The organism is Shewanella psychropiezotolerans, assembly GCF_007197555.1.
Classification (GTDB): domain Bacteria; phylum Pseudomonadota; class Gammaproteobacteria; order Enterobacterales; family Shewanellaceae; genus Shewanella; species Shewanella psychropiezotolerans.
Genome location: NZ_CP041614.1, coordinates 212,612 through 226,171 on the forward strand (window position 1 = coordinate 212,612; position 13,560 = coordinate 226,171).

The following is a 13,560-nucleotide window of genomic DNA, read 5'->3' on the forward strand; positions in this document are numbered from 1 at the left end:
TCTGAGATAATGCCGAATAAAAACTGACATCTAGCTGAAAAATTCTTCCATTGTCTCTTTTAAAAGGTCAAAGCAATTTACAAAGGGACTACAAAGCTGCCCTGAGTCGGAGTATCATACCTCTATATCTTACTAAAACAGTCAAGTTTTACCAGACGGAGCATGTCTTAATGATCACCATTTCCGATGCAGCTCAGGCTCATTTTGTTACCTTGTTAGCAGATCAGCCCGAAGGAACTCATATTCGTGTATTTGTAATCAGTCCTGGTACTGCTACTGCTGAATGTGGCGTCTCATATTGCCCACCAGATGCCGTTGAAGCCGATGATACTGAGCTAGAGTTTACAGGCTTCAATGCTATGGTCGACGAGAAGAGTGTACCTTTCCTTGAAGATGCCAGCATAGATTTCGTTACCGACCAATTGGGTTCACAACTTACCCTCAAGGCACCTAATGCCAAGATGCGTAAAGTTAGTAGCGATGCCTCACTTAACGAGCGCATCGAATATGTGATCCAGTCTGAGATCAACCCACAACTCGCAAGCCATGGCGGCAACATCATGCTAATGGAAGTGTCTGAAGAAGGCGTGGCTATTCTGCAGTTCGGTGGTGGTTGTAACGGTTGTTCTATGGTCGATGTGACCCTGAAGGATGGTATCGAAAAGCAGTTACTCGATATGTTCCCAGGCGAACTAACAGGCGTTAAAGACATTACCGAGCACCAGGCTGGCGAGCACTCGTATCAGTAAAGGAAGCTTCTAGATTCGAGGGCATAAGCCCTTGTTCCAGATTATAAAGAGTAACAAAAAAGCGAGTCGGCTATTAGCCTACTCGCTTTTTTATTGTCTGCTAAAACCTAAAACCTAAAACCTAAAACCTAAAACCTAAAACTCTGCATCTCTCAATTTATATCGATAATGCAGTGTCAGGGTTATGCTTCTGGCTAGCATAAAGCAGCTCATGGCGGCCCATAGTGCATGATTACCATTGTCTTGCAGGAAAAACCATACCGGGAAAAATACGCCAAATGTCGAGATGATCATGCTATTTCGCATCACCTTGCCCTTGGCTGCCCCTATGTAGACGCCGTCGAAGAGATAAGAGCCGAAGGAGAGGATTGGGAGTAAAACAATCCAAAATAGATATTCATCGGCGACCGAGCGCACCTCTTCAATGTTGGTCAGCATCTTGATGATACTTTCTCCGCCGAAGGCGAATACTAAGGTGAATAAGATTGCCGAAATGGCCGACCAGAACCAGGCCAGAGTGACAGCTTCTCGCATCTTCGTCTTATTTCTCTGGCCATAGGCCTTACCCACCTCGGCCTCGGCGTAATAAGCTATACCGTCCAGGGCATAGCTTATTAGCAGCAAGAGGTTGAGCAGTACGGCATTAGCGGCGACGGTGTTGTCCCCTAAGCTGGCACCATGAAATGTCATAAAGGCAAAGGCGATCTGCAAGCAGAGACTGCGAACGAATATGTCGGCATTGAGGCTGAGTAGTTTATGGTAGCTGGTTAAGCTGAGGCTCTTACACAGCTTGAAAAAGTCGAAACCACCCGTTTTCTGAACTTGTTTATAGACCATGGTTAAGGCAACCAGGAAGCCGGACATATCGGCAAACACAGAGGCCAGTGCAGCCCCTTGAACACCCCAGCCCAGGCCGAGGACAAACAGCAAATCCAGGATTATATTGGCCAGATTGGCGACGATTAACTGCCACATGGCGGCCTTAGGTTGCTGCCTGCCAAGTAGCCAGCCCAATAGCACCAGATTGAGCAGGGCGAAGGGAGTCGACCAGATCCTTATCTCAAAATATTCCCGGGTATACCTCTGCACTTCGAGACTTGCATCGGTGAGCATCAGGGCGGTATTGAGAATGGGGAGTTGCAGAAGTACGGCGCTTAGCCCTAGAATAAGCGCTAAACTGCCAGCTTGTAGCAGTAATTTATATTGGGCTTGTGTGTCTCCGGCGCCATAAGATTGGGCGACTAGCCCTGTGGTTGCCATACGAAGAAAGCCCAGCATCCAAAGAATTAAGGTGATAATCGTTGACCCAACAGCGACCCCACCCAGGTAATAAGCATTGCTTAGGTGGCCCACGACTGCCGTGTCTACCAGGCCTAGCAGGGGCACAGTGATATTGGACAATATCATGGGCAGGGCGAGTGCCAGTAGCTGTCTATTTTTCTGTTTGTTACGGATCAGTTCGACAGGGGTCATATCATCTCAGAGGTTTTAATTATGTTTAAGAATGTCATGATAACGCTTCTGGTGTTATTCAGTTTATCGTTTCAGGCCTTCACGGCTCAGGCTGCGGTGATCTTACAGTATCACCATGTGTCGGAGGAAACTCCGGCCATCACCAGCGTGACACCAGCTCAGTTCAAGGAGCAGATGCAGTACCTGGCCGATAATGGTTTTATCGTGACGCCATTGTCTCAGGTTGTGGACGCGATTAGAAACCAGAAGGCGATAGCGGAAAACACTGTAGTGATCACCTTCGATGATGGCTATAAGAGCATTGCCGAGACGGCGCATCCTATCTTAAAGGAATACGGTTTTCCCTACACGCTATTTGTCTCGATTGAGCCTATCAAGGCTAAATACAGTGAGATGATGAGCTGGGAGGAGTTGATTGAACTCTCGAAAGAGGGGGCCGAGATAGCCAATCATAGCTGGGGGCACGAGCATCTTATTCGTAAGTCGGCAGGAGAATCAGAAGCTCAGTGGATGTCGCGTATCGAGACTAATATTCTCGAGACCGAAGCCGAAATTAGCAAGGCCACAGGACAAGATCACAAGATGTTGGCTTATCCCTATGGTGAATATAATCAGGCTCTCGAGGATATGCTCAGTCGCAATGGCTTTGTTGGCTTAGGTCAGCAGTCTGGTGCAGCCGGGGCGTATTCGTCTCTGACGGCCCTGCCGCGTTTCCCTGTTGCAGGTGTCTATGCCGATCTCGCGAGTCTCAAGGTGAAGATGCACAGCCTGAATATGCCTGTCTTATCGATAACACCTAATGACCCTGAACTTAAAGATGGAAATTGGCGACCTGAGCTCAAGATCAGTTTGGATATGAGTGATATCTATCCCCATCAGATGATGTGTTTCATTCAGGGTCAAGGCGCTAAGAAGCCACTCTGGTTGAGTGAAAACGAATTTTCCATTCGTGCTGAGTTTGATCTGCCACCGGGAAGATCCAGATATAATTGCACTGTGCCGAGCAAGAGCAAGTCTGGGTATTACTGGTTTTCTCAGGCTTGGGTGCGTCCCGAGGACGATGGGTCATGGAGAAAGGAATAGGGGAGAGAGGTCCTAGTTCCTAGATTCTAGAGCCTAGGAACTCATGTTTTAACTCGCCTTACTGTTTTCCGTTTTCAGCAGGAATAGTAGTTTTTGCGGGATCTTATCCAGATGCATCTGCTCGTGATGAGCGTCCAGATCTACCGCTGCTCCAGGCATCCCCCATACCACCGAACTAGCCTCATCTTGGGCGATAGTGTAAGAGCCCTTGTTTTTCAGGTTCAGTAATCCTTTGGCACCATCTTTGCCCATTCCGGTCAGAATTATGCCTATGGTGGATTTAGCGGCGGACTCGGCGACACTATTAAACAGCACGTCAACGGAAGGTTTATGGCGGTTAACGGGGTCACTGTCGACGAGTTTGGTGAAGAGTAAGCCGCCTTTACGTTCGATTATCATGTGCTTGCTGCCGGGGGCCAGGTAGGCGGTTCCAGGCTTGAGCTGTTCTCCCCCCTGAGCCTCTATCACTTTCATTGCGCAATTGTTGTTCAGACGCTTGGCAAACGAGGTGCTAAATGCTGCCGGAATATGTTGAGCTATCACCACAGGTGGTGTGTTCGATGGCATTCGCATGAGCACACTCTGGATCGCTTCGGTGCCGCCAGTGGAGGCACCTATGGCTATGAGTCTGTTACTGAACATTTCACCATTAAGCGGCTTAATCGTTGGAGCAGATAGGGACTTGGGGCGCGCGTTACTCTTATAGGCGAGGCGAACCTTGTCTATGAGTTCTTGCTTATAACCCATAAGTTGATTGGTGAGATCTGACTTAGGTTTTGAGATAAAGTCGACAGCACCTATCGAGAGCGCCTCTAAGGTAACTGCTGCCCCCTTGGCCGTTAGGGTCGATACCATGATCACAGGCATAGGCCTGAGTTTCATGATATTTCTTAAAAAGGCGATGCCGTCCATTTTGGGCATCTCGATATCTAAGGTCAGCACATCTGGGTTGAACTTCTTGATCAAATTGCGCGCCTCATAGGGATCTTCTGCGGTGGCGACAACCTTTATATCGTCGGCATCGTTTAACAGATGACTGAGCAATTGCCTTACTAGTGGAGAGTCATCGATCACTAACACGCTAATCATAGTTTCATCCTTGTGGTCTAATCTGCATCCTGGCTTTGGCCAACGGTCATAGTCATAAGCTTGCTTGTTGTTTTTAACCCGTAAGGGCTTTTTTTCTCTCTCCATGAATCTTGGCGTGACCGCCTCGTAGTGGCTGATACATGGTTTGGCCAATAAGCTCGAATTCATCTGATATATTTGTCAGAGTTTCTGAATGTCCGATGAAGAGCAGTCCGTCCGGGGCGAGCAGTTTTCTAAATTTAGCGATGATCTTGGCCTTGGTTTCATTATCGAAGTAGATGAGCACATTACGGCAAAAAATCACATCGAAGGGACCAGTCATGGGCCACTTTTGCAGCAGATTGAGTTGTTTGAAGTGGATCTTCTTTTGGATACTCTGTTTCATCAGGATACCATTTGGGGTCGTTTTTATATACTTTTCACGATATCGCTCTGGTAGACCTGTGATACTGTCCTCGGCATAACAGCCTTTAGCTGCCTTGCTTAGCACATTAGTATCGAGATCTGTGGCCAGTATTTTTAGATCCCATTCGGCTCCGGAAAAATGATCTGCCAGTGTCATGGCGATGCTATAAGGCTCTTCGCCGGTTGAGCAGGCTGAAGACCAGACCCGTAAACGCTTGTTGCGTCGTCTTCTCCATAATGGTGCTATCTCTTTATCCAGGTAGTCGAAATGGTGCTCCTCTCTGAAGAAAGCGGTTAGGTTCGTGGTCAGCGCATTAACAAAATTCATTAACTCGCCAGGTTCGCTCTGTACATGGTCACAATATTGATTAAAATTTTTCAAACCTAAATGGCGGAGGCGTCTACTGAGTCTGGAATAGACCATATGTTTCTTTCTTTCAGGAAGAACTATCCCAGTCTCTTGGTAAGCAAGACTCTGAATAAAATCGAAGTCTTGCTGTGTCATAGAAAATTCCTTTTCGTCTATGATCTCCAATGTCGATACCTCCTTTTTTGTAATAACCTGCTGCCGTTACAGGGAATAGGTAGACCTTGATAAATAGAAGATTTTTTTCGTCTATGGTCTTCAGTTTAATGTCGATATCTACTTTTTGTGATATCTGAAATAAATCACCTGCAGTCACAGAAGATAGACAAACCCTGCATGAAAACAAGGTCTGTCTATGGATCAAACCCTACCTGTTATGAACTAAGTGTTAAAACTCGTTCCACTCCTCTTTACTGATGCTGAGGTTGCCGTGGGTGTCTCCAGAGACCAGGGCCAGTGGCGCAGATGCCATACCTGAGCTCGTATTGCCACTAGTCTGGAAGAAGCCAAGCTGGGTTTTCATGTTCCTGGCTTGGTCGGCCATGGCTTCACCCGCTGCCGAGACCTGCTCCACCAGTGCGGCGTTCTGTTGGGTCATCTCATCCATTTGGGAGATGGCCTTGTTAACTTCTTGAATACCAGCAGACTGCTGATCCGAGGCGATACTTATTTGGCTTATCATGTCGGCGACTTTAGTGACCGCCTGCACGATATCTTCCAGGGTTTCACCAGACTGGTTCACTAACTGGGTACCGTCGGTAACCTTGCCCACACTGTCACGGATAAGCTCCTTGATCTCCTTGGCAGCGCCGGCACTTCGTTGAGCAAGATTACGCACCTCGCCAGCCACTACCGCAAAGCCGCGTCCCTGCTCGCCCGCTCGTGCAGCCTCGACGGCGGCGTTAAGCGCGAGTAGGTTGGTCTGGAAGGCTATCTCGTCGATAACCCCGATAATATCGGATATCCGCTTACTAGAGTCGTTAATGGCTTCCATGGCTGAGACGGCTTGTTCAACCACCTTGCCGCCATGTTCGGCCTTAGAGTTAGCTTCCTGGGCCAACTCATTAGCCAGGGTGGCATTCTGGGCGCTTTGGGTGACTGTCGCCGTCATCTCTTCCATGCTGGACGCTGTCTCTTCCAGAGATGCGGCCTGCTCCTCGGTTCGTTGACTCAAGTCTGCGTTGCCCTGAGCTATCTCTTCGGCCCCTGAGGTTACTGTGTTGGCCGACTCATTGATGCCGCCTAAGACTTCGGTGAGTCTGGATACGGTCGCGTTGGCATCTGTTTGTAGCTTACCGAACTGGCCTTCGTATTCACCGTTTATCTGACGGGTAAGATCCCCCTTAGCTAAGCCGTCGAACATGTTGACCACATCCGAGATGACGTTATCTGCGATACCCACTAAGCGGTTTAGGCCGTTAGAGAGGTTGAGGAAGAAGCCGTCCTTGCCTTCGGTGGAGACCCTATGACTCAAGTCACCAGCCGCTGCCGATGAGATGATGGTATCTATCTCATGTTCGATGGCAACTTCTGCGGTGCGATCGGTCCATTCGACCACTGTGCCTATGCGTTCGCCATTGTCATCCTTGATGGGGTTAGCCACCACCTTGAAGGTACGCCCTCCGACTAATAGCTGGCTCGAGTAGGTGGATGTGAGTCCACCTAGCAGGCCTCGTTGATGGGCCGGGTTTTTATGGAAGTCATCGATATTGACCCCCATAAGATTATTGGCATCGAAGTTAGGCAGATCTTTGACTATGTCAGATTGTGCATTTCTGAACATGTTACCCACGGCATTGTTCATATAGATGATGTTAAGATCGGCATCTGCCACCATGGTATTGGCGGAGACATTGTCCAGTGCCTGCTTGATACGGGCATTTTCTGCTGCGAGCTGCTGCTCTTCGGCTTCTCTGGCTAGCTTGACGGTCAAATCTTGCCATTCGACAACTGTGCCGGTGCGCTCGCCATTATCGAACACTGGGGTGGCGATGAGACCGAAGGTGAGGCCTGATACCTCTATATTAGTCTCGAAGGTTTCAGTGAGTCTATCTAACATGCCGCGTTGATGAGCCGGGTTCTTATGGAAGATATCGATATTACTGCCCATCAGAGTGCGCATATCGAAGCGATTCAGGCTCTTCTTCAAGTTCTTCTCATTCTCGCTGAGCATCTCGTTGAGTGATTCGTTGAAGTAGATGATGTTGTAGTCCGCATCGGCCATCATGACATTTGCCTTACATACATCCAGTGCCTGCTTGATACGGCCTGTCTCTGCGGCCTGCAGCTGCTCCTCTTTCTCTTTCGCCAACTTAGCGGTGACATCTTGCCACTCCACCACAGTACCTGTTCGGACACCGTTATCGAATACCGGGGTGGCGATGAGCTCGAAGGTGAGTCCGGAGACTTGTATGCTGGTTGCATAGGTTTCCGTGAGTTTATCTAACATGCCTCTCTGGTGAGCCGGGTTTTTATGGAAAATATCGATATTGCTGCCCATGAGGGTTTTCATATCAAACTTCTTCAGGCTCTGTTGTAACGTTTTCTCATTCTCGCCGAGCATCTCGTTGAGGGAATCATTGAAGTAGATGATGTTGTAGTCTGCGTCGGCCATCATGACGTTGGCTTTACATACGTCCAGTGCCTGCTTGATGCGTCCTGTCTCGGCGGCCTGTTGCGCCTCCTCTTTCTCTTTGGCTAGTTTAGCCGTGACATCTTGCCATTCGACTACGGTTCCTGTTCTTTCACCATCATCGAATACCGGGGTGGCGATAAGCTCGAAGGTGAGTCCAGAAACTTGTATGCTGGTGGCGTAAGTACTGGTGAGCCTGTCTAGCATGCCTCTCTGATGTGCCGGATTCTTATGGAATATATCTATATTAGTGCCCATCAGGGTCTTCATATCGAACTTGGCAAGACTCTGCTGCAGGGTGCGTTCATTGTCGCTGAGCATCTCGTTGAGTGATTCGTTGAAATAGATGATGTTGTAGTCGGCATCGGCCATCATGACGTTGGCTTTACATACGTCCAGTGCCTGCTTGATGCGATTGGTATCGGCGGCCTGTTGTTTCTCTTCGACCTCACGGGCGAGTTTAGCCGTGATGTCCTGCCACTCAACCACGGTTCCAGTGCGAACACCATCGTTGAAGATAGGGTTGGCGATCAGGTTAAAGTTAAGTCCAGCGACCTGGATGGTGGTTTCATAGGTGGTAGTTAAACTGTCGAGCATGCGTCTCTGGTGAGCAGGGTTCTTATGGAAAATATCGATATTCTGTCCGACTAACTTTTTCACATCGAAGCTAGCTAGTTCGGTCTGTAGCGTCTTCTCATTCTTGGTCATCATGACGTTGACCGCGTCATTGAGGTAGGTGATGTTGTGATCTGCATCGGCCATCATGACGTTGGCGTTACAGATGTCTAATGCCTTCAGACTAGTCTCGTCCCGCTGACGTTTCTGATATAACTCGTCTATTCGGCTGGTGAGAAGTTCCCAACCAGGCAGGGATAAGTCTGAAAATTTAGGTGCTTCATTGCTGATCAAGGCGTTACTGACCTCGGTTAACGCCTGTTCAAACATCTTATGCCAGCGGTTAAACTTGATGACGCCGGCGGCTATGAGTACGATTGCAATAATTTGGGTTGCTGCAACCCAGCTTCCTGCTTGTCCTGCAAATGATAACCCTAATGCAACGACGCTGACCACCAATCCGGCAACTGGTAAGCTGTTTACATTTGATAGGTTGGAGTTTTGTGCTTCCATTCGTTTATCCTCGTTATACCAGTTTACGCATTAACCGCTTGCTGCTGGCGAGCATCAAGCGTATTGATTAAGTTAGAGAGTTGTTCTGCCTCGGGTAAGATTTCACTACCGAGTAATCTATTGATATCAAGTAAAATAACCATCTTCTCACCGGCATTGGTCAAGCCCTTGATGAAAGATAGATCTGTGTCTTCACCGAAATTGGGTGCGTCACGTACATCGTCATTATTGACGCTGAATACATCGGAAACCGCATCGACGACTATGCCTATGACCTTATGTTCGTTAGCCATGGCAACTTTGACCACGATAACGACAGTAGTAGCACCATAATCTAAGACCTCGATGCCGAAGCGTTGGCGGAGGTCTATGATGGGAACTATGGTGCCCCGCAGATTAATCACCCCCTTCACATGACTGGGTGCATTGGGGATCACTGTGGTGGACTCCCAGCCCCGGATCTCCTGTACCGATAGTATTTCGACTCCGTACTCTTCGTTGGCCATGATGAAGGTCAGGTACTGCTGGCTGTCTTCATCGTTATCTTGCTTTATCCCCTGCTCATATTGGGGCTGCATACTTTGAGTTTGCTCTGTCATTGCTCCAGGCTCCATCTTCCTTAATTTGATATCTTTAGCGCTATCTAGCGTGTTAATTCTGAGCCTTGTTAGGCTGCGTCTTCTTTCATACTGGCAATACCGGCCATACTCACTAATCCGGTAACATCTATGATGAGTGCGACCGTGCCATCACCGAGAATCGTGGCGCCCGATACGCCTGGAACCCGGTTGTAGTTATCTTCCAGACTCTTGATGACCACCTGTTGCTGTGACAAGAGTTCATCCACCAGTAGACCTATCTTCTCGTTATTGGAGTCGACTACCATGACCAGGCCGTCTTTGATCTCTTTGGCATCAGAGGTGTGGCAAAACTCTTGGTACACCTTGATCACCGGCAGGTATTCGTTTCTGAGTTGTATCAGTTCATGGCCGTCGCTGAGACGGTTTATTTTGCTAGGTTCAACCTGTAATGATTCATGAATGGAAACCAGAGGCACCACATAAATATGCTTGCCCACCCTGACTAGCTGGCCATCGAGTATGGCGAGTGTCAGAGGTAACCTGATGGTGAAACGGCTGCCTTTATCTTGGCTGGATTTAAGTTCTATGCTGCCATTGAGTTCATTGATGTTTCGTCTGACCACATCCATGCCCACACCGCGTCCCGAGAGATCTGAGACCGCATCGGCGGTGGAAAACCCCGGCTTGAAAATTAACTTGTGGATTGCCTCTGTGCTGAGTTCTTCCTCCTGACCGACGAGCCCTTTCTCTCTGGCCTTGCGAAGAATTCTGTCGGTATCCAGGCCAGCTCCATCGTCTATGATCTCTATGATGATACTTCCGCCCTGATGAAAGGCGTTGAGGGTGATAGTGCCAGCTTCTGATTTGCCCTTGGCGAGGCGTTCTTCCGGTGTTTCCAGGCCATGATCCAATGAGTTACGCACCAGGTGTACCATAGGGTCGACGATTTTCTCCATCACAGTCTTGTCTAGCTCGGTATCTTCCCCTTTCAGCACTAGATTCACTTTCTTCCCTAATTGCTGACCGATATCGCGGACGAGCCTGGGGAAGCGGTTGAAGGCGAAGCTGATGGGGAGCATTCGGATTTGCATGACGCTCTCTTGCAGATCCCGGGTATGGGTGGCGAGTTGCTCCAGTCCCTGTTTGAGTGATATGAGTGACTCTTCGTCTATCTTATCCTGCTGGCCTATCTGGCCAAGCATGGCTTGGGTGATAACCAGTTCACCTACCATGTTTATCAGCAGATCTATCTTGTCTATGCTGACTCGAATCGAGCTGGTCTCAGGAGTTTTAGCCTGAGAGACCGCCTTAGGTTTGGGCCCTTGGGCCTCATCGACTTTATTACTCTCTAACTCTCTCTGGACTGCTTCGCTTCCTTGCTGTTCCTGAGAACTAGCCGCTTCGGCGGGGTCTCTATTTGAGAGTTCATCATCTTGCTCGGTATTATCATTAATGACAGGGCTAGAGGAATAATTGATGGTGCACTCATCTTCGACCCATTCGAATACCTCTTTTAGTCGCTCTAAGGGCTGGTCTGTAATGAGTTCGAGTTGCCAATTGAGATAACAAGCCTCGGGATCTATATCATTAAATTCAGGTGACGAATGTCCGGCCAAGCAGACACTGAGTTCTCCCAACTGCCTGAGTTCGTTGAACATGAGGTAAGGATCATTGCCACATCGCAGTATGTCGATACCCGCCTGAAAATCAATGACCCAACGTAGGAGACCGGGCGTTTCTTGTTCTGCCAATGTATCGCTACTAGAATCCAGCTCTTCAGAGACTGAGCCCTTAGTGCCTTTGTCTATTTCGATAGTAAATTGCTTCTCTAGCTGAGCGAGGAGGGGGTCGTCGAAGTCGATTTTTCGCATCAAGGCATCGAACATATTTCGCAGCAGATCGACGGAGAGCAGTAGCATGTCTTGATGCTCGCTGGTCATCTGTCTGCGGCCATCACGGATCTCATCGAGTAGGGTTTCCAGCAGATGAGTGTAATTAGCGACCTGGCTGAAACCGAAAGTAGCACTGCCTCCCTTGATGGAGTGCGCTGCACGGAAAATGGTGTTGATAGCTTCCTCGTCGGGTTTATTAACGTCGAGGTTAAGCAGTTCAGACTCCATGGCGTCTAAGCCTTCTAGACTTTCCTCGAAGAATACCTGACTGAATTGACTGAGATCGATTTCCATATTAAATGTCCGTTAGATCCATCTGATGATTTGGAGTTTTTTAACCAAGCACCTTACGCACGGTTGCTAATAGCTGATCTGGGTTGAAGGGCTTCACTATCCAGCCGGTAGCACCTGCGGAGCGACCCTCTTGCTTCTTGTCTGTACCTGACTCAGTTGTCAGCATCAGCAAGGGGGTAAATTTATAGTTTGGTAAGGTGCGTAGATTACGAATTAAAGTGAGACCATCCATGATGGGCATATTCACATCCGAAATGACCAGGTCGTATTCGCCTTGTTGGGCGACTTTTAAGGCCTCGTCTCCATTACAGGCTTCTGTGACGTCAAATCCAGCCGTTTTTAGGGTGAAACAGACCATCTGACGCATGGAAGCCGAGTCATCTACAGCGAGTATTTTTTTCATCGTTACTTTTCCTCATCCAGTTCGGCTTGTAACTCTGGAATAGTTATTTCTGAAATGTTTATACTCAGATTTTCCAGTTCGGCTTGTAACTCTGGGATGGCTATTTCTGGAATGTTAATACCCAGGTTTTCTAAATTGATTTGAAGCTCTGGCTGGCAGTCTAACCAGTTGACTCTTAGGGAGCGGGAAGCACATGTTTGGGAAAATAAGTAGAGGAGCTGGGCCCCAGCAGTATCGACCCTGGTCAATTGACTTGCATCTATATGCAGTTCTTCGTCATGGGTTAATAGCTCTGAAAGCTGTGCGAAAATGGGCTGAATATTTCGAATAGTTAATTCAGAGTCCAATTTAATTGTTTGTTCCGACATTTAATTTTCCTTTGGATAGCTTTACTTCATCCCTGCAAGATCAAAAGATAGTCGGCAAACTTGAGTATTTCCTCTTTTGTTGGTGTTTTTTTGATTATTTAGCCGAGAAATAAAATAGTGGGTAACGGGGAAATAAAATGCCATTCAGGTTAGGTAGTCGTAGGTATACGCCCTGTCAACTATTTTGTCATCACATTGTATTAAAAGGTTTTTATATTTATATCGAGGGTTTTACGAGGTGGGGTGACCGAGATTAGTATGCTTGTAAGGTCGACATTTTTAGTTACAAATTGGCACAGTTAGTTGATAGCTCCTAGGTTATCGGTCCTGGGAACTTGGCTCTCTAGCTTCTAGGGGCCGCCTTATAATTGGCTATTATGGTTTGAATATCAGTAATCAGATTTTTATTGGAGATCTGTGGTAATTTTCCAGGAGCCAAAGACTTAGGTTTTATTATGGCCACCTTATTTCCATCGGGTGATATTAGTGCCATAGATGCACTGTGGTCGACTTGATAGTCTTCTCCTTCGCCGACCATGGCATAGACGAAGCCTAAGTCTCGAGTGAGCGGGAATAGTTGGGCATGCCCCCTGTGATGGCGACAAATTCAGGGTTGAAGAAGTTCATATAGCTTAAAAGTTTAGCTTGAGTGTCCCTCTGAGGATCTACGGAGAGGAAAACCACTTGTAGATCCGCATTTTCTAGCAATTTAGGGTAAGCCGCGGTGAGTTTGCCCATAGTCGTAGGGCAGACATCAGGGCAAGAGGTGTAGCCGATGAAGAACAGGCTCCATTTATTGCTTAACTGGTTATTGGTAAACGCATTGCCATGTTGATCCGTGAGGGAGAAAGGTGCCAATGGCTTAGCCATTGGAAACACGAAGCTGGTGGCAAGATCCAGCTCTGTGTCCTGTAGGGAATTGATGATGGCATTGGTCTGCTTATTCTTCTGCAGCTGAACAGCGGTCACACCGCCGAGGCCGAGTAAGACTAAGCCTAATAGCGCCACGGCGATTATCCTAAGCTTCTTTGCCATATTGGAAGGCTCCATTTTCTACTTTGAATCTATATAGCACTAATGAGCTAATCATTTAGAA

10 protein-coding genes and 1 pseudogene are annotated in these 13,560 nt (G+C 48.0%); 2 read left to right on the top strand and 9 right to left on the bottom strand.

Annotation, left to right across the window (positions count from 1 at the left end; translation table 11 throughout):
• The first annotated feature begins 170 nt into the window (after positions 1-170).
• Positions 171-749 (top strand): Fe-S biogenesis protein NfuA, encoded by a 579-nt coding sequence (nfuA, locus tag FM037_RS00960; protein ID WP_144044447.1) that lies wholly within the window; start codon positions 171-173, stop codon positions 747-749.
• 135 nt (positions 750-884) lie between these two features.
• Here the strand turns inward: nfuA and FM037_RS00965 are convergent, their stop codons facing one another.
• Complete coding sequence (locus FM037_RS00965; protein ID WP_144044448.1) at positions 885-2,222, bottom strand: MATE family efflux transporter; 1,338 nt, start codon at positions 2,220-2,222, stop codon at positions 885-887.
• Between the two features lie 21 nt (positions 2,223-2,243).
• On the opposite strand from FM037_RS00965, the gene FM037_RS00970 reads away from it, so the two are divergent.
• Entirely contained in the window at positions 2,244-3,305 is a 1,062-nt protein-coding gene (locus FM037_RS00970; protein WP_144044449.1) for a polysaccharide deacetylase family protein, read from the top strand.
• Between the two features lie 48 nt (positions 3,306-3,353).
• Here FM037_RS00970 and FM037_RS00975 read toward each other — a convergent pair whose 3' ends face one another.
• The 8 genes and pseudogenes from FM037_RS00975 to FM037_RS01010 form a co-directional block, all read right to left on the bottom strand.
• Complete coding sequence (locus FM037_RS00975) at positions 3,354-4,394, bottom strand: protein-glutamate methylesterase/protein-glutamine glutaminase (RefSeq protein WP_144044450.1); 1,041 nt, start codon at positions 4,392-4,394, stop codon at positions 3,354-3,356.
• 73 nt (positions 4,395-4,467) lie between these two features.
• Complete coding sequence (locus tag FM037_RS00980) at positions 4,468-5,304, bottom strand: CheR family methyltransferase (protein WP_144044451.1); 837 nt, start codon at positions 5,302-5,304, stop codon at positions 4,468-4,470.
• A 250-nt stretch (positions 5,305-5,554) separates the two neighbouring features.
• The gene (locus FM037_RS00985) at positions 5,555-8,743 is read right to left on the bottom strand and encodes a methyl-accepting chemotaxis protein (protein ID WP_144048770.1); all 3,189 of its coding nucleotides are present in this window, start codon (positions 8,741-8,743) and stop codon (positions 5,555-5,557) included.
• Between the two features lie 206 nt (positions 8,744-8,949).
• Positions 8,950-9,525 (bottom strand): chemotaxis protein CheW, encoded by a 576-nt coding sequence (locus FM037_RS00990; RefSeq protein WP_144044452.1) that lies wholly within the window; start codon positions 9,523-9,525, stop codon positions 8,950-8,952.
• Between the two features lie 68 nt (positions 9,526-9,593).
• Complete coding sequence (locus tag FM037_RS00995) at positions 9,594-11,693, bottom strand: chemotaxis protein CheA (protein WP_144044453.1); 2,100 nt, start codon at positions 11,691-11,693, stop codon at positions 9,594-9,596.
• Positions 11,694-11,733: 40 nt separating this feature from the next.
• Complete coding sequence (locus tag FM037_RS01000) at positions 11,734-12,096, bottom strand: response regulator (RefSeq protein ID WP_144044454.1); 363 nt, start codon at positions 12,094-12,096, stop codon at positions 11,734-11,736.
• Between the two features lie 2 nt (positions 12,097-12,098).
• Complete coding sequence (locus tag FM037_RS01005; protein WP_144044455.1) at positions 12,099-12,464, bottom strand: STAS domain-containing protein; 366 nt, start codon at positions 12,462-12,464, stop codon at positions 12,099-12,101.
• 343 nt (positions 12,465-12,807) lie between these two features.
• Positions 12,808-13,499: pseudogene (locus FM037_RS01010) on the bottom strand (SCO family protein).
• Between the last annotated feature and the right edge of the window lie 61 nt (positions 13,500-13,560).